General features: G+C 50.0%; 15 protein-coding genes. 7 read left to right on the top strand and 8 right to left on the bottom strand.

Translation table 11 applies throughout. The features are described from left to right. Nucleotides 1–148: 148 nt before the first annotated feature. Nucleotides 149–1,102 (top strand): hypothetical protein, encoded by a 954-nt coding sequence (locus BUB81_RS20815; RefSeq protein WP_084526780.1) that lies wholly within the window; start codon nucleotides 149–151, stop codon nucleotides 1,100–1,102. An 18-nt stretch (nucleotides 1,103–1,120) separates the two neighbouring features. Here BUB81_RS20815 and BUB81_RS20810 read toward each other — a convergent pair whose 3' ends face one another. After that, nucleotides 1,121–2,518 (bottom strand): PhoH family protein, encoded by a 1,398-nt coding sequence (locus BUB81_RS20810; protein WP_073325286.1) that lies wholly within the window; start codon nucleotides 2,516–2,518, stop codon nucleotides 1,121–1,123. Between the two features lie 306 nt (nucleotides 2,519–2,824). Between BUB81_RS20810 and rapA the strand changes: the two genes are divergently transcribed. The 5 genes from rapA (at nucleotide 2,825) to BUB81_RS20785 (ending at nucleotide 9,138) form a co-directional block, all read left to right on the top strand. Continuing rightward, complete coding sequence (gene rapA / locus BUB81_RS20805) at nucleotides 2,825–5,653, top strand: RNA polymerase-associated protein RapA (protein WP_073325285.1); 2,829 nt, start codon at nucleotides 2,825–2,827, stop codon at nucleotides 5,651–5,653. Continuing rightward, complete coding sequence (gene rluA, locus BUB81_RS20800) at nucleotides 5,650–6,354, top strand: bifunctional tRNA pseudouridine(32) synthase/23S rRNA pseudouridine(746) synthase RluA (protein ID WP_073325284.1); 705 nt, start codon at nucleotides 5,650–5,652, stop codon at nucleotides 6,352–6,354. Before rapA ends, rluA begins: the two co-directional genes overlap by 4 nt. 136 nt (nucleotides 6,355–6,490) lie before the next feature. Further along, nucleotides 6,491–7,249 (top strand): DUF3530 family protein, encoded by a 759-nt coding sequence (locus BUB81_RS20795; protein ID WP_073325283.1) that lies wholly within the window; start codon nucleotides 6,491–6,493, stop codon nucleotides 7,247–7,249. Between the two features lie 102 nt (nucleotides 7,250–7,351). Beyond that, on the top strand, nucleotides 7,352–7,675 hold the full coding sequence (locus BUB81_RS20790; RefSeq protein WP_073325282.1) for a hypothetical protein: 324 nt from the start codon (nucleotides 7,352–7,354) through the stop codon (nucleotides 7,673–7,675). A gap of 131 nt (nucleotides 7,676–7,806) precedes the next feature. Further along, nucleotides 7,807–9,138 (top strand): AmpG family muropeptide MFS transporter, encoded by a 1,332-nt coding sequence (locus BUB81_RS20785; RefSeq protein WP_073325281.1) that lies wholly within the window; start codon nucleotides 7,807–7,809, stop codon nucleotides 9,136–9,138. A 29-nt stretch (nucleotides 9,139–9,167) separates the two neighbouring features. Here BUB81_RS20785 and BUB81_RS20780 read toward each other — a convergent pair whose 3' ends face one another. The 7 genes from BUB81_RS20780 to rppH all read right to left on the bottom strand — a co-directional run bounded on the left by BUB81_RS20780 (nucleotide 9,168) and on the right by rppH (nucleotide 16,631). After that, nucleotides 9,168–10,082, bottom strand: coding sequence for a sensor domain-containing diguanylate cyclase (locus tag BUB81_RS20780; protein ID WP_073325347.1), 915 nt, complete (start codon nucleotides 10,080–10,082; stop codon nucleotides 9,168–9,170). Between the two features lie 45 nt (nucleotides 10,083–10,127). After that, nucleotides 10,128–11,141: a response regulator gene (locus BUB81_RS20775; protein WP_073325280.1), complete on the bottom strand. Its 1,014-nt coding sequence runs from the start codon at nucleotides 11,139–11,141 to the stop codon at nucleotides 10,128–10,130. A gap of 11 nt (nucleotides 11,142–11,152) precedes the next feature. Then, nucleotides 11,153–11,986: a thymidylate synthase gene (locus tag BUB81_RS20770; protein WP_073325279.1), complete on the bottom strand. Its 834-nt coding sequence runs from the start codon at nucleotides 11,984–11,986 to the stop codon at nucleotides 11,153–11,155. Between the two features lie 14 nt (nucleotides 11,987–12,000). Further along, nucleotides 12,001–12,816: a prolipoprotein diacylglyceryl transferase gene (lgt, locus tag BUB81_RS20765; protein WP_073325278.1), complete on the bottom strand. Its 816-nt coding sequence runs from the start codon at nucleotides 12,814–12,816 to the stop codon at nucleotides 12,001–12,003. A gap of 4 nt (nucleotides 12,817–12,820) precedes the next feature. Beyond that, complete coding sequence (locus tag BUB81_RS20760; RefSeq protein WP_073325277.1) at nucleotides 12,821–13,627, bottom strand: sulfite exporter TauE/SafE family protein; 807 nt, start codon at nucleotides 13,625–13,627, stop codon at nucleotides 12,821–12,823. A gap of 139 nt (nucleotides 13,628–13,766) precedes the next feature. Further along, entirely contained in the window at nucleotides 13,767–16,064 is a 2,298-nt protein-coding gene (gene ptsP, locus BUB81_RS20755; protein WP_073325346.1) for a phosphoenolpyruvate--protein phosphotransferase, read from the bottom strand. 39 nt (nucleotides 16,065–16,103) lie between these two features. Further along, on the bottom strand, nucleotides 16,104–16,631 hold the full coding sequence (gene rppH / locus BUB81_RS20750) for an RNA pyrophosphohydrolase (RefSeq protein ID WP_073325276.1): 528 nt from the start codon (nucleotides 16,629–16,631) through the stop codon (nucleotides 16,104–16,106). 216 nt (nucleotides 16,632–16,847) lie between these two features. On the opposite strand from rppH, the gene mutH reads away from it, so the two are divergent. Then, nucleotides 16,848–17,528, top strand: a complete 681-nt coding sequence (mutH, locus tag BUB81_RS20745; RefSeq protein WP_073325275.1) for a DNA mismatch repair endonuclease MutH — start codon at nucleotides 16,848–16,850, stop codon at nucleotides 17,526–17,528. Nucleotides 17,529–17,542: the final 14 nt, after the last annotated feature.

The following is a 17,542-nucleotide window of genomic DNA, read 5'->3' as shown; positions in this document are numbered from 1 at the left end:
TGAGTAAGCTGTAAGCGCAATACAAATATTCCGTTACCACACGGTATACAGCGAGAAACGACACACATAATTACGTCACAAGCGGAGCAAGTTTGCGTTTAGCCACTATACTTTGGCTATTCAACTACAAGGAATGCGCGCTTCCCCTATGCTGGTTCGTTTTATTCAACTCACAGTGTTGAGCCTGGTTATCTTGTGTAGCCAGCCTTACGCTGAGCAGACGCACTATCAACGCAAAAGTACGGGCAGTGGTGCCAGCTACGAATACCGCTGGCTAGATCACGACGGTAAAGCGCGTAAAATCAGCTTCACGTTACCGGCTGACACTTTGCAGTCGCTGCCGCAACAACAACTAAATTATCAGCCGGGTTTAGCCATGCGGGAGGTGGAAATTGCCTTAATGAAAGCGGCGCAGCAAATAGACCCGCGCGTGGCCCGCTTTTCGCTGACGAAACGGCACGACACCTTGTCGTTTTCCTTGTCAGGCAAAGATGAAGAGCAGCTCGAAGCGCTTACGGCGTCACTCAAAGAGACCCAAAAAGAAACCATGGACTCGTATTTAACAGAGCGTTATTACCAGCACTACACCACACCTCTGCAACAGAAAGCTGTGAAGCCCAATCACGTGAGATACATTCAGGAAAGTGTCTTACCTATGGTGCCTGCCGCTCAATCGCTTTATGACATTGTTGATGAGCAGTCGAATGCGCGTTCTTACCTCAACCTGTTGCTGAGCTGGGCCCAGGCGATACCCTATGACACACTGGAAAACCGAGTGTCGAGCAATGGTTCAGGCTTCTCACCACCACTGGCAATACTCAACCAAAACAAGGGAGATTGCGACAGCAAAGCCGTATTAGCCGCCGCTTTAATTCGCGCGTTTTTGCCGAATAACCCAATGAAACTGGTCTTGCTACACGATCATGCTCTGCTTGCTATTAGCATGACGCCACTGGCAACAGACGAAACAATTAACGCCGAGGGACTGCCCTTCATTTTGCTGGACCCGACCGGCCCGGGGCAATTGAAATTGGGAGAGGTTAGCAAATCGACCAGACAAGGCATTGCCTCCAGGAATTACACTCTGGAGACAATTCCTTAAACTGACTTAGCGTTACTGCTACAGGTGATTTTCCGCAAAGTCAGCCAGACGTGAACGCACCACACCATCAAGGTTAATGGTTGAACTGCCTGAGAAGTCTTTGAATTTCTCTACCAGGTAAGTCAGACCGGATGTAACCGGGCTGAGGTAGTTACTGTCTATCTGCGCCAGGTTACCACTGCAAATGAGCTTAGTCCCTTCACCACAACGAGTAATGATGGTCTTCAACTGTGATGCGGTCAGGTTTTGCGATTCATCCAGAATAACGATCGCATTCTGAATACTTCGCCCACGCATAAAGTTGATCGACTTAAACTGAATGTTGGCCTTTTCCATGATGTAGTTCATGGAGCCTTTGGTGTTCTCATCGTGTTTGTGCAGCACTTCCAACGAGTCGGTAATAGCCGCCAGCCACGGCGCCATTTTCTCTTCTTCGGTGCCTGGCAGAAAGCCGATGGACTCGGCAATCTCCGGTGTATTCCGGGTCACGATGATCTTGTCGTACATGTTGCGTTCAACCACCATTTCCAGCGCTGCTGCCAATGCGAGGAGCGTTTTACCACTTCCTGCTGGGCCGGTCAGGATCACTAAGTCAATGTGCGGGTCTAACAGCGAGTGCAGCGCCATTGCCTGACCAATGTTTTTTGGATTAATTCCCCAGGCATGTCGCGACATCAAGCGCTCATACCCAAGATCCAGAATATCAAAGTGATCACTGGTCATGGACTCAACCAACCCGGCAAAATGGTTGGTTTCGTCTAACAGAAATTCGTTTACGTAGGCTTCGGGCAGAAGTGAACGAGGTACCGTATGTATGGTATCGCGACCTTCAGTGCGACTATCTACCGATTTGACCTGAGTCCAAAAATCTCCCTCAAATTGGTGGTAACCTTTCGTGAGATATTTGATGTCGGTTATCAACTGGTCAGTACGGTAGTCTTCAACATGCGCCAGCCCGGCCCCTTTAGCCTTCAGACGCATATTCAAATCTTTGGTTACCAGCACCACCTGATTCGGTGCGAAGGTTTTCTGCAAGTGCAGTGCAACATTAATGATGCGATTGTCGTTTTCGTCACTGGTAAAAATTTGCTGCGCTTCGACCATGTTGAGATCAGCAAAAATAGACAGTGTTCCCGTCGGTCGGTTTTCGCCAGCGCCGAGACCTTCAAGGGGTACGCCGGCAATCATTTCTTCCGGGGTCGCTTCGCTCAGTAAATCCTCCATAGCGCGAATACATACCCTGGCATCGCGAGCCACATCTTTTTTGCTGTCTTTAATGTAATCCAGTTCTTCCAGAACGGTCATGGGGACAACAACGTCATTTTCTTTAAAAGAGAGGAAAGCGAGGGGTTCGTGTAGCAGAATGTTGGTATCTAGGACGTAGATTCTTGTATCTGTATTTGATTTTCTTGGCATCCGTCACTCCAATGAACATAACCAAGCTCGTCTGTACAACGACGCGCTAACAGGGTCAGTGTGAGCGGAGAACCAAGTGCCGATTTTGACCGTTATACTCCGCATCACATCGACCTACAATTCCACCATAATCCAGTTTGCTAACTTATTCACTTATTTTCGCGCAAAAAATGTAAAAATTATCTTCAGGTACTATCAAAACGTCGACCGAGTACGCGTAATTCCGCAAGATTGCTATATTGAACAAGACAGGTCGCAGATGGATAAGTACAATACGCCCCCCGTTATCACGGAGTAGTAATTGAGATGAGTTCCGACACACAATACGCCATTGGTCAGCGCTGGCTAAGTAACACTGAAACCGACTTAGGCCTGGGCGCCATTATTCGGGTAGATTTTCGATCAATCGAAGTTTTATACCCCGCCACGGGCGAGAGCCGCATTTACACCAAAGACAATGCCCCGCTCACGCGCCTGGTTTTTACACCTGGCGAAACCGTGAAATCTCAGGAAGGCTGGAGCATGTGTGTCGACACCGTCAGTGAACAGCAGGGTGTACTGATTTACCAGGGGCTGCGCGAAGACACCAAGCAGTCAGTCACGCTGGCAGAACCCAATCTCGATCACCACATTCGCCTGAATCAACCTGAGAAGCGGTTGTTTAACTATCAGTTCGACCACCCTAATTGGTTCGACGTCCGTGAGGCATCGCTAAGCAGCCAGCATCAGCACGCGCAATCAGACACTATCGGCATGGTGGGCGCCCGTATAGAACTCATTCCTCATCAGTTGCACATCGCCTCTGAAGTGGGCCGTCGTCACGCGCCCCGCGTACTGCTGGCCGACGAAGTGGGCTTGGGAAAAACCATAGAAGCTGCGCTTATTATCCACCAGCAAATTCAAACCGGTCGAGCTGGCCGCGTTCTGATTATTGTGCCAGACACGCTTATTCACCAATGGCTGGTTGAAATGCTGCGCCGGGTAAATCTGGCCTTTGCTATTTACGATGAAAGCCGTTGTGTGGCACTGGAAGAAAGTGAAGAAGGCAGCAATCCGTTCGACAACGATCAGCTCATACTCTGCGGACTTAACTGGCTGACTCAACACCCTAAACGCCAGCAGCAAATTCAGCAAACAAGTTGGGATCTCATGGTTGTAGATGAGGCCCATCACCTGGCCTGGTCGGCTGATGCGCCTTCGGAAGAATACCAGTTAGTCGAGCAATTGGCTCAGGCCACCCCGGGGGTGTTACTGCTTACCGCCACGCCGGACCAATTAGGTCATGAAAGCCACTTTGCCCGTTTGCGCCTGCTCGACCCGGCGCGTTTTTATGACTATGCAACGTTCCTTGAGGAAGAGTCACAATACGCCGCATTAGCAGACGCGGTTGCTCCACTGATTGATGGTGAGCCATTAACAGACGACGCCTATAAAGCGCTACAGGCACTGGCCCCGGAAATCGTTAGTCAGTTTGACGATGTAAATGACACCGCGTCCCGCGACGCTCTACTACACCAGTTAATCGATTGTCACGGTACCGGCCGATTGTTGTTCCGCAACCGACGCGCAGCCATTGAAGGCTTTCCAGCAAGGCAATTACACAGCTATGCACTACCCCGCCCGAATTGCTATCCGGTAGACGCTATTGATTCATTGTCTTCCGCACTGTTTCCGGAGCGCCAGCCTGGATTAACAGAGCAGTGGTTAAATGAAGACCCAAGGGTCAGCTGGCTACTCGAATTCTTACCCACGGTCAAACCCGCCAAAGTTCTGCTGATTTGTGCAAGTGCAGCCACAGCCCAGCAGTTAGCCGAAACTATTCGGGTTAAAACCGGCATCAGGCAGGCGGTGTTCCACGAAGGCATGAGCATTGTGGATCGCGACAAAGCGGCTCACTACTTTGCTGACCCGGAAGACGGCGCGCAGATATTATTGTGTAGCGAAATCGGCAGTGAAGGCCGTAATTTCCAGTTCGCTCATCATCTGGTGTTATTCGACTTACCGCTTACGCCGGACCTGTTGGAACAGCGCATTGGTCGACTGGACCGCATAGGGCAAACCCAGGATGTGCAGATCCATGTACCGGTTATCGAGCACTCCGCTCAGGCCGTGCTGCTGAAGTGGTATCACGAAGGTCTGAATGCATTCGAGCAAACCTGCCCGACCGGCGGTAAAGTATACGAAAACGTGGAAGAAATGCTAATCACTGCGTGTTTGATGCCAGACGATAGTGCATTGATTAACACGTTGGTAAGTCAGAGCCATACCCTGAACAACGAATTGAAAGCCAAACTCGACGCAGGGCGAGACAAACTGCTGGAGCTTAATGCTGCTGGTGTGGGCAGGGTAGATAGCCTGTTGGAGCAAATCATAGCCCGGGATAGCGCCGCCGATTTACCCAAGTTGGCAGGCCGTTTGTTTGACTCTATCGGTATTGCTCAGGAAGAAAAAGGCCAGGACTGTTTTATTCTGCGTCCGACTGAGTCGATGATTGGCCACTTGCCAGGACTTGATCCGGAAGGTATGACAGTGACCTATCGCCGTCGTACTGCCACTACCCTGGAAAATGTGCATTTCCTGACCTGGGATCACCCGCTTATTCACAACGCTATTGAGTTAGTACTCACTGACGTTCATGGAAAGAGCAGCGTTGGCTTTATTGCCGAAAAAGAACAACCTAAAGGTGCTTATTTTGTAGAGACCCTGTTTGTGCTATCGGGTAAAGCCCCCGCAAAGTTGCAATTAGAGCGCTTCCTGCCACCCACGCCGATTCGTTTGTGTCTGGACGTAAAAGGGCAACATACCGAACTGTTAAATCAGTCGCTCAGACCGGTTGGCCGTAAAATTGCCCAACAACTGATTCAGGCGCTGACACCGCAACTACAACAGCAACTGGAACGTGCCCGGGATCAGGCCCATCAGCACGCCAACCATATTTTGCAGGACGCGTTGCAGCGCATGCAGCAATCGTTGGGTAGTGAGGCACAACGGCTAAAAGACCTGCAAAAGCAAAACCCGGCAATTCGCGATAGCGAAATTGCTTTCATCGAACAGCAAATCGCTGCGCTTACCGACGTGCTACAAAACTGCGATGTGCAATTAGACGCCGTTCGCATACTGGTGAACAATCCGTGAGTGCCAACCCGGACTTTGTCTACAATCCGCCGGTTTCACCTTATCTGAGCTTGCTATACCACGATGATGACATTATCGTGGCGAACAAGCCCAGCGGGTTGTTAACCGTGCCAGGTAAGGCCATTGAGCACCGCGACTCACTGGCCTCACGGATTCAAACTGTCTTTCCCCAAGCGCGCATTGTGCACCGCCTCGACATGGCGACCTCCGGAGTCATTGTGATTGCCCAACACAAAGCCAGTCACAAGCACCTGTCCCGTCAGTTTGAAACACGACATACGGCTAAACGCTACTACGCGCGTGTACTGGGTGCGCCTGAACAACCCAGTGGCGAGGTCAACTTACCGCTCATTTGTGACTGGCCCAACCGCCCGAAACAAATGGTTAGCCATGAGCACGGAAAACCCGCCCTAACGCATTATCAGGTTATTAGCGCATCAGACGATGAAGCGCTAGTGGAGCTTCGCCCTGTTACCGGTCGTTCTCATCAGCTACGGGTGCATATGCTTGCTTTAGGCCACCCCATTCTGGGCGACAGGCTTTACAGCCCGCCTGAGGGGTTAGCAAAAGCAAGTCGGTTACAGCTCCACGCCGAGTCGTTAATCATTACGCACCCCTCTCGCAACGAACAAATGTGCTTTTCAGCGCCCTTGCCCTTTGGTCACTACACACCTTCGCCGTTTAGTGCAGACAAAGATTAACTTTTACCCTGTTCTGCCGATACAACTATACTGATAATCACCTCAGTCATTGAACGGGTAAATGCGAATAACCAAAGTCATAATTCTCTTATCTGCGCTATGCTTGAATGCAATAGCGTGTACAGCTTATGGTGCTGTGGCTGACGATATTGCGCGCTATTTTCCCGAACAGCAAATTACCCAATTAACTGTGTTGGATAAGCAAATTCCAGCTGTGACACTGTCTTCCAGGCACCCGTTAAGCCGCGGTGTAGCGATTGTTCTAGTCGACGCTGAATCCCAGTCTCTTAATCTGGATGGTGGGCTCATTCTGGCCGACACGCTTACTGAGAAGGGCTGGCATTGTTTACTCATTCCGGTTGAGCGCCCTGCTGTTACCCCTTCAGACACGCCAGATGCGCCGCCTAAACCTATTGATAACACCACCAGCATGACACCGGACTACGACAGTTTTTATACCAGCATACTGGGCCTAACCAATGCTGCATACGGCTATGCACAACAACATCGCGGCTACACATTTGTGATTGCGGAAGGCATGACCAGCGCAGTACTCATAGATGCATTTCAACGTGGAGCCCTGGACATGCCTGACACCTTGGTTAGCCTCGGCGCGTTTTGGCCCGAGCATGACAAAAATCAGCAACTGATCGACTGGCTGGCGCAAAGCAGTTACCCTGTTCTGGACCTGAATATGCCGATGCTCAGTCAATGGCAATCATTCACGGCGGATGCCCGTCAGACTGCCGCCAAAGTCAGCCTGAAACGTCACTACCGACAGCGCCAACTGTTCCCCACTGTCGGACTCGGTAATGCCGGCGCATCCCTACCCAACCCAACCGGCGCCTGGCTTGGACAAGAAATATACAGTTGGTTGAGATACTTAGGCTGGTAGTTATTTTCTTTAATACCCTCGTTGTGATCTTTGTTCACAATTTGCAGCTTTCTGACAATATTGAACTATACTCACAGAGTGTTGAATTCTTGGAACAGCGGCGTGAGTATTACTCCATTTATTGAAGAAAAGTCCCGTCAGTTGTGTTGTTACCTGCAAGCATTCTGGAATGGCGCGCTTGACTATCGCGAGCTCAATTATTTCTTTTGGGACACGCTGGAAGAATGGTCGTTGTATCGCTGTGAAGATTCTGAACCTTATTCTCACAGGGAAAGAGTCTTTTGGCATTTGTTGCACCAGATTCACTACTGGCGTGACGAACAGCTGCTACACGACACCATTCTGCGAGACGAATTGAAGCAGTGCGTGCGGTTTCTACAGGGCGGCGCGGTCTTTCCGTTTGACTGCATTGGCATCAGACCTTAACGGGCATAAAGGGGTAACCATTCCCCTTTTACCTGTCTCGCATCACAGGCTACAGTTTACTGGACTTGTTACCTCGCTTCATACATGATCACATTCATCAGCTCATAATCCATCGGTGAGGAAAGGATTCGGTGTCCACCACATTTGCTTCATTTCGCGACAAGCGTTTGATCAGCGTTTTTGTATTTGGCATTGCCAGTGGCTTCCCCTGGCTGATGATTGGTTCAGTATTATCCGCCTGGCTCAAAGACGAGTCCCTGTCCCGGTCCGCCATTGGCCTGTTCGGTGCCATATTTGCAGTTTATTCATTTAACTGGTTATGGGCGCCCCTTATCGACCGTATCAAACCGCTTTTTTTAGGTCAGCGGCGAGGCTGGATCGCTCAGATGCAGTGGGTCATTATTGGTTGCTGTCTGTGGATGTCGAGTCTCGATGCGCAGGTTGATTTATTCTACATCGCCCTGTGCGGACTGTTCATTGCAATTGCGTCGGCAACGCAGGATATTGCTATTGATGCTTACCGGATTGATGTCATTAGTGAGCAGGAAAAAGACACCATGTCTGCCGCTTCATCTCTGGCTACAGCCGGATGGTGGACTGGCTATGGCGGTCTGGGTGCAATTCCTTTTTTGTTAGCCGATTTGCCCGGCTGGCACTGGCAAATGATTTATCTGGTGCTGGCCGCGATAATGGTGATGTGTTTTATTGCCACCCTGCTAGCAAAGGAACCGGATATCGATCGCGACGCGTTGTTGCGCGAAGCAAAAGCGCGATACAGTGCACTGGCTGGCGATTCGCAGTCAGCCTTCAACAAGCTTTCTGCATGGCTGCTGCTCACTCTGATAGAGCCATTCCGCGAATTTTTTCAGCGTAGCGGCGCCAGGCTGGCCGTCAAACTACTGTGCTTTATTTTTCTGTTCAAGATTGGTGAGGCCTTCCTCGGTCGAATGAGTATCGTGTTCTACAAGGAAATAGGATTCAGCAATACCGAGATCGGCACCTACTCAAAATTGCTTAATTGGTGGGTCACTATCATCTTTTCGATATTAGGCGGCATGGTAAATATCCGCTATGGTATTTTCCGGGGGTTACTCATTGCGGGTATTGCAATGGCAGCCAGTAACCTGTTGTTTGCTTTAATGGCTGTTGTGGGACCACACAAAGGCTGGTTTGTGGTCACGATTATTCTGGACGGATTCACCTCTGCATGGGCAACCGTGGCCATGGTCGCGTTTATATCCTTGCTGTGTAACCGTGCCTTCTCTGCAACGCAGTATGCACTGATGGCGTCATTGAGCGTGCTAAGCCGCACTTTGCTGGCTTCTAGTAGTGGTATGTTAGTGGATGGGCTAGGAGGAAACTGGGCGCTGTTCTTTGTGATCACGGCACTGATGGTGATCCCGAGCCTGATCATTTTAACGTCACTGAAAGATAAAATTGCAGAAGTGGAAACGTCACGATAAGCCCCGCTTATCGTGACTGTCAACAAAGACTATAAACTCACCGCCTGATTACGACCGCCTTCTTTGGCTTTGTAAAGAGCCTGGTCGGCGCGGTCAAGCCATTGCATTTCGTTGTCGAATGATTCGTTAAACTCTGAAAGCCCCAGGCTTACTGTGAATGTAATGTTCTGACCTTCATGCTCTACCACAGTAGCCTCAGCTGCACGACGAATACGCTCAGCGACCTGTAACGCATCATCAAGTTTTGCGTCGGTCAGGATCACGGCGAACTCTTCCCCACCGTAACGACCGGCTAAATCGGTTTCACGAACGCACTGCTTAATCACGTTCGCCAAAGCCTGAATGACTTTGTCTCCAGCCTGATGGCCGTAAGTGTCATTCACTAATTTAAAGTGGTCGATGTCCAGCATAATTGCGGTTTCGGGCGCACCCCGTCGTCTGGCTAGTTTAAACTGCTTTTCAAATCGCTCCTGCCAATAGCGTCGGTTATAGAGGCCTGTCAGCCCGTCCAAACGGCTCACATTGGTAAGCTTTTCGTTCAGGCCTTCGATATGCAAGCGGCCTGTCGCCTGGTCGGTTACGTCATACACCAGCATACACAAACGCTCTACTTTGCCGGTCAGTGATGACAACGGAAACAAAGTCACGTTCTGGTACATGAAATCCAGCTCAGAGGTGATCGGGCGGTTACAACCAAACTTAAACAAATAAGGTCGTTGTTCCCAAATTAAAAATACTGGTGTTTTCAAATTGAAAACGGGATCGGCTTTTACTTTCAACCAGTCGGCACTGATTTCCGGAAAGCTATCGAACAGACAGGTGCCAACGATTTGACTGGGACGCAGGTTACTGTGGTTTTCCATAAACTGGTTCCACACTTCAACCTTAAATTCCCTGTCCAGTACCACGATACCCACTTCCAGTGAACTGAGCAGGTCGTGCATCCAGTGCTGGCGGCTTAATTCTTCTAAAACGTCAGATGTCACGGTTTACTCCTCAATATCAACCAGTCTAGAGTAAATGCGTTCCATTGATGTATCTGGGAACAGCAACAACAAGTCAAAATGAATATTCTTATGCTTAATGGCGTAGCCAATCTCGATCGCCATGATGCGTTGCCAGCGTTGTTTGGTCGTGGTTAACATGCTGTCGAGGTCACGGTTGCGCCCGAGAATAATCGGTGAACTGTGGCTAAACGTAACGTTGAGTTGATCGGATAACGCATTCAGGCAAGCACCAATCAGAATATTCGAAATATCCATCAGTGCTTCCAGCTGAGCTGGCGCGGCACTTAACTGATCGTAATTGAGCAGCTCAACGATATTGTCAAAATCCGTGTCGTTGAAAATTACCAATGCTTCGCCATTGATACCGGCACTCACAAAGCCTTTTGACACAGCCGAGACACTGTTGTTGCGATTCACTTCTGCAATCGCCATATGCAGTTCGTTATTTTCGATGACGTTAACGTTGGGAATAGGCAGGTCAATAAACTCGCCTAACAAGCTTGCCAGGTTCTCACCCGCGCGCCCCATGGCTACATTTACCATTTCCCGGTAAGCGTCGAACTTTTCGTTCTCACTACTGGCTGCCAACAGGTTTACTTTCTTGCGTTTCTCCGCGTTGCCGTCGCCAGTGTAAATGCCGTATTGCTTTAGCAATGTGATAAGCTTTTCGTTGTCGATCGGTTTACGGATAAAGTCCAGTGCCCCCATGGCTAACATACGCGAACGCGCTTCTTCCTGCACATCACCGGAAACCACAATAACCAGACAGGGCAGATCCTCACGCCGAATAACGTCCATGGTTTCATAACCATCCATCACCGGCATATTAAGATCGAGAAACATCACATCGCCGTTGCCCGCGCGGATTTGTTCCAGCGCTTGCTCACCGTGCTCTGCATAATGGATATCGACATCCCAGCCATCCGGGATAGAACGCGCCATTTGTTTTCGCGCAAACCCTGAATCGTCACAGATTAATACGTTCGTTTTGCTCATTCCCTAAAGCCTTATATTGCGACCGGCGCCTTGATGTGAGGGTGGGCCTGATAGTTTTCCAACGTAAAATCGTCGTAGGTAAACCCAAAAATATCTTTCACTTCAGGATTAATCCGCATTTGCGGACGCGCAAATGGCTCTCGGCTTAACTGCAGATCAGTTTGTTCCAGATGGTTCAGGTATAAATGCGCATCACCCAGTGTATGAATAAACTCACCAGGCTCAAGATCGCAAACTTGTGCGACCATTAAAGTCAGTAACGCATAGCTGGCTATATTGAAAGGCACGCCAAGGAATACATCACCGCTGCGCTGATACAGCTGACAGGATAACTTGCCGTCCAGCACGTAGAACTGAAATAACGTATGGCAGGGTGGCAGCGCCTGTTTTCCATTTGCCGCATTCTCTTTGGGGGAGACTGAGGTATCGGGCAGAACAGCCGGATTCCACGCACTGACAATCAAGCGACGTGAATCCGGATTTGTTTTAATTTGTTGAATGACATCACTGATCTGGTCGATAACTTGTCCATCGGCGCCAGTCCAGCTGCGCCACTGGTGACCGTAAACCGGGCCCAGTTCACCCTCATCAGTTGCCCACTCATCCCAAATTGAGACACCGTGCTCTTTCAGATAGGCGATGTTAGTTTCGCCCTTCAGGAACCAAAGTAATTCATGGATGATCGAGCGGAGGTGACATTTTTTGGTGGTAACCAGCGGGAATCCATCTGCCAAATCAAAGCGCATTTGATACCCAAACACGCTAATTGTACCGGTACCCGTGCGGTCTTCTTTTTTAATTCCATGCTCTTTCACATGGCGCATCAACGCTAAATATTCTTTCATAATTTGAATTTATTCTAGTTTTGTTTTGCCTGTGCGGTAGCAACGCTACCCTTGCGGTAAGCCATCACCATTAACCATAATCCGGCAAGGATCATCGGCAGACATAGTAGTTGCCCCTGGCTCAACCCTATCTGATACAAACCTATATGTGCATCGGGTTCTCTGAAATACTCTACAATGAATCTAAACGCACCATATCCGACCAGAAACAGACCTGCGACAGCACCAGTAGGACGAGGCCGTGCAGAGTACAGCCACAGAATAATAAACAACAATACGCCTTCCAATGCGAACTCATATAGCTGTGACGGGTGTCTGGGTTCAGGGCCTGCGCCTGGAAACACAAAAGCCCAGGGCACATCGGTTTGACGCCCCCATAATTCCGCGTTCAAAAAGTTACCGATTCGTCCGGCACCCAGCCCAATCGGCACCAGTGGCGCAATAAAATCTCCGACTTCCAGCAAAGAGCTGTTTAACCGCTTTGCCTGCCAAACCATTGCGCCAATAACGCCAAGCAGACCACCGTGGAAGGACATTCCGCCGGTCCAAATTTTAAATAAATAGGCGGGATCACTGATAAACATGTCCCATTGATAGAAGAAGACATAGCCCAGGCGACCGCCAATGATGACACCGACAAATCCCCAAAACAGCAAATCACTGAGCTGCTCCTGATTCCAGGGTGACTGCGGCAGGCGTTTTTTTGCTAACAAATAAGCGGCAATAAAGCCCACCAGATACATCATGCCATACCAGCGAACACTCAATGGTCCCAAGCTGACAATAACAGGATCGATATTTGGAAAAACCAGATACTCTGTTCCACCCATGTAACTATTCCATTCCCATAATCATGCGGATACTAACTAAGACCAGTATGCCGGCTAAAATCTTTTTCAATAAATCAGTGGGCATTGTTTGCCCCAACCTGGCACCAAAACCAGCGGTAAACACCGAGGTAGCCATAATGCCCACGCCGGCAGGTAAATAAACGTAGCCCAGCGCCCAATCGGGCAGCTGCGGTAAACCCCAACCTGCAATAATAAAACTGCCTGTGCCGAACAAGGCTATTACCAAGCCACTTAGCGCTGCGCAGCCAATAGCCTGTCGGATCGGTACCTGAAACCAGACCAGGGCTGGTACCAGTAATGCGCCGCCACCAATGCCCATCAGCGCAGATATGATCCCGGTTACTAACCCCACCGCAACCAAAATTGCGGGCGTTGCAACGAAGCGCGACGCTTTGCGCTTGCCGAAAACCATTTGTGCAGCAATGCCGATAACCAATACAGCAAACACAGTTTGTAGCAAATCAGCCGGCATCAGGCTTGCTATTTGTGCCCCGGCAATTGCGCCAAACGCAATACCCGCGCCACACCAGAGAATTACCCGCGGTACAATATTACCCAATTGGTAATGTGCTCTGGCAGAGAAGAAACCTGTCACAATAATCGTAAATAACGACGTGGCAATTGCCATTGGCATAGCCAGTTGTGCGTCGATATTGCCTACGCTGGTCATGAGTGCTGTCAGCACGGGTACGATGATTAGACCGCCTCCGATGCCCAGCATACCGGCAAGTGTTCCGGTTAACATACCAAGCGCCATACAACTCAAGAATATGATAATTAGCGCATCCACCAGCTCACTCCTACTTTTCGGCAGCAAGCATATCACACTTCGTCAGACGTGTTGTGTCAGTTTTTTAACACGCCCTGCCAAAAATTTGTCGCACTGTAAGCGCTATCAAATCATACTTTATTGAGAATGAGAATAGGGGTTAGGAACCCGCCCTGACCAGGCCTCCCAGCCCGCGCTTTTCAAGGTATTGATTGATGTGGTGGTAGACTTCTTCGTAGCTGTCTGATGTTAGCGCACACGACAGCAACGATTGCGCTTCAGTGAGGTTAACGTTGCGGATCACCCAGTTAATTTTACGCAGGTTGAAGGCATTCATACTAAGCTTGCGATACCCCATGCCCATCAGTAATACCGCGCCACCCGGTTCGCCGGCGATTTCGCCACAAATCGATACCGGTACCTGATGCTGATCGGCTTGCTTAACAATGTCGTATAGGGCCGACAACACAGCGGGGTGATAGCTGTTGTACAAACTGGCGACACGGGAATTGTTTCGATCCACTGCCAGTAAATACTGGGTTAAATCGTTGCTGCCCACCGAGAAGAAATCGACTTTCTTGGCGAGTTGCGGCAGTTGATAAAGCACCGACGGCACTTCGAGCATGATCCCCAGACGCGGGCGATGCAGCGTTACATTCTGATGTCTGGCTTCTTCTTCAACTTCAAAGAAAGCCTGTTCAACCAGGCGGCGTGCCTCATTTACTTCTGCCACACTGGAAATCATGGGCAGCATAATACTAAGGTTTTTCAGCCCGATACTGGCGCGTAACATGGCGCGGATCTGTACTAAGAAGATTTCCGGATGATCCAGAGTTAAGCGAATCCCCCGCCATCCCAGGAACGGATTTTCCTCTGTTATCGGAAAATACGGTAACGGCTTATCGCCCCCGACATCCAGTGTCCGCATCGCGATTTCACTGTTCGGCGCACTCTCCAGAATTTTCCGGTACAAGGCAACCTGTTCGCTTTCCGACGGAAAGCGCTCGCGTAACATAAAAGGTATTTCGGTGCGGTAGAGACCAATCCCTACCTGACCAGATGAGGCCGATGCGGTTTCCAGTTCGGTAGATAGGCCCGCATTGACCATCAGTGATACATGACACCCATCTTGTGTCTCACAGGCTTCGCCGGCTTCACTGTCGATGCGCTCAGACAGGACCCGCTCTTCTTCAATTAACTGACTGAATTCAGCGCGAATCGCCTTTTCAGGTGAAACAATGACTTCACCGGCGTAACCGTCGAGCAAAATTTCCTTGTGCTCTAACAGCGTAGGCGACACATTCTGACAGCCCATTACTGCAGGCACACCCATGGCACGGGCTAAAATGGCGGCATGTGAGTTATTCGAACCTCTGACCGAGATAATCCCAGCTAAGAACTCTCGGGGGAATTCCGCCAACATGGGGGCTGACACCTCTTCTGCCACCAATATACAGGCTTGTTGCGGACGGTCGCGGTCGGTAACCGCTTTACCTTTCACTTCTGCCAGGATGTTCAGCAAAATCCGGTTCGACAAGTCAACAATGTCGATGGCCCGTTCCTGCATGTACGGGTCTTCCATTGCTTCAAACCGGGCAGCATAGGCTTCTACAACCAGTTTGAGTGACGACGCTGCATCCCAGCCTTCGCGAATTTTGGTCTCGACTTCTCGCCCAAGACTATTGGCGTCGAGCAACTGGTGATAAAGCTGAAAGATGGCCCGGACATCATCAGGCACCTGGCCTTCCAGTCGGTCAGATAACGCCTCCACCTGCGTACGGGTAATTTCGACCCCTTTGCGGTAGTAGTCAATTTCCTGTTGTGTATTGTCGCTTTGCTTAACAATCCAGGTATTCAGTGTATAGGCAGCATGAGGAGAGTATCCCACGCCCATTGCCAATCCTGGCGAACCTGGAATCCCACGAACGTTCTTTTGCATCGCGCCGACATACATACCCGCATGCGGGTTCAGTGCCCCACGGGTTTCGGCATTGGAAATCTCAAGCGCAATCTGTGCAGCCAGCGTAACCAGAAACGCTTCTTCATCTTCGCTGAATTTGCGCATCGCGCTTTGCTGCATAGTAATAACGCCCAGCACCTTGCGCTGGTGAATAATGGGAGTACCCAGGAAAGCGTTATAATGCTCTTCTTTAACTTCGGGATAATGTTTAAAACGCGGGTGCTGGTGGGCGTTTTCGATATTTAGCGGTTCTTCTCGCTGACCAACCAGACCAATCAGACCTTCAGAAAAACCAATTCGCACGCGTTCAACGGCATCTGCTGCCAGGCCATCGGTGGCCTTTAATATGAATTCCTGATTGGTATAGTCGGCAAGATAGATAGAGCAGGAGTCTACCTGCATGGTTTCCTTAACTCTGACAGCTAGGCGAAACAAAGCATCGGTTAACCGGGGTATTTGGTTAACCTCCTGAACAATGCTTTTTAAGACAGTAAGGATACTGCCCTTTTCACCTCGTGTTCCCGCCACACTTTTCCTTTAGCCGCGACGCCGGCGACGATTCTGCTTTGACTGATTATTATAGCGGGGTTGCATATTCATAACGGTGCCAGAAAACTCTTTCATCACACGTCGATATACGTCCCGTTTAAACGACACTACATTTCGAATCGGATACCAGTAGCTTACCCAGCGCCAGTCATCAAACTCCGGGTGGCCGGTTTTGAGCACGTCGACTTCCTTTTCATGGCAGTCGAGCTGCAATAAAAACCATTTCTGTTTTTGTCCGATGCAAACAGGGTTACTGCCTTGGCGAATTAACCGCTTTGGTAGTTTGTATCTCACCCAGTTGCGCGTCACATTCAAAATGCTAACGTCTTTGGGTGTGAGGCCGACTTCCTCATTCAGCTCTCGATACATTGCCTGTTCTACAGTTTCCCCTTCATCTATTCCGCCTTGAGGAAACTGCCATGAATGCTGACCATAACGCCTTGCCCAAAATACTTGACCCATTTTGTTGCAAATCACTATGCCCACATTCGCACGGAATCCATCGGTATCTATCACTCAGACTCCAGGGCACTTTATATTTTTCTGTGTTAGCATTCTTTCACAATCTTTTGTGCATTCAAAGTATTAATACCAACCCACACAGAAGATTCCCCACTCCGTCATTCGCCAACCACAATATTAGGTAAATAATGACAGGAGCAGACAAGTGACAGAACAGCGTTTTGTACCCGGTTAACCGGGCTATGAACACACAAACAAGAGGTAGAGGGTTTGCAAGTACCCACCAGCGCACCACGGGATAGTGACGACCTGGAGTCACGGGCAGCACGCATTGCCGGCCTGAGCCTGGGCGAACTCGCCCACCTTGCCAACATTGCTATCCCCGATAACTTTAAACGCCAGAAAGGCTGGACCGGGCAATTAATTGAACTATGGCTGGGTGCCACTGCGGGTTCAAAGCCAACTCAGGACTTTCCGGAGTTAGGCATTGAATTAAAAACCCTGCCTATCGACGCAAACGGCATGCCGCTTGAAACCACCTACGTGTGCTACGCCCCCTTAATACCTGCGCCCATGATGAATTGGCAGCGCAGCAATGTGCGGAACAAATTGCAATGCGTGTTGTGGGTCCCTGTCGAAGGCCAACGCGACATCCCGGTTGCACAACGCAGAATTGCGACACCGTTTATCTGGCAGCCTTCTGAGCATCAGGATCAGCAATTGCAGCGCGACTGGGAACTGCTGACCGAGATGATTGCACTGGGACAGGTAGAGTCCATTACTGCCCGTCATGGCGATTTTATGCAGTTGCGCCCCAAAGCCGCGAGCGGAAAAGTGCTGGCCGATGCGCTTGGTCCGGAAGGCCAAAGAATCAAAACCCGCCCTCGCGGTTTTTACCTGCGAAAAGAGTTTACCCAGGGTATTTTGCAGCAGCACTTTGGTTGCTATTGACCTGTATCAAGCCT

This window comes from Marisediminitalea aggregata (genome assembly GCF_900129565.1).
Lineage (GTDB): Bacteria > Pseudomonadota > Gammaproteobacteria > Enterobacterales > Alteromonadaceae > Alteromonas > Alteromonas aggregata.
This window is presented reverse-complemented; position numbering and strand designations above follow the sequence as displayed.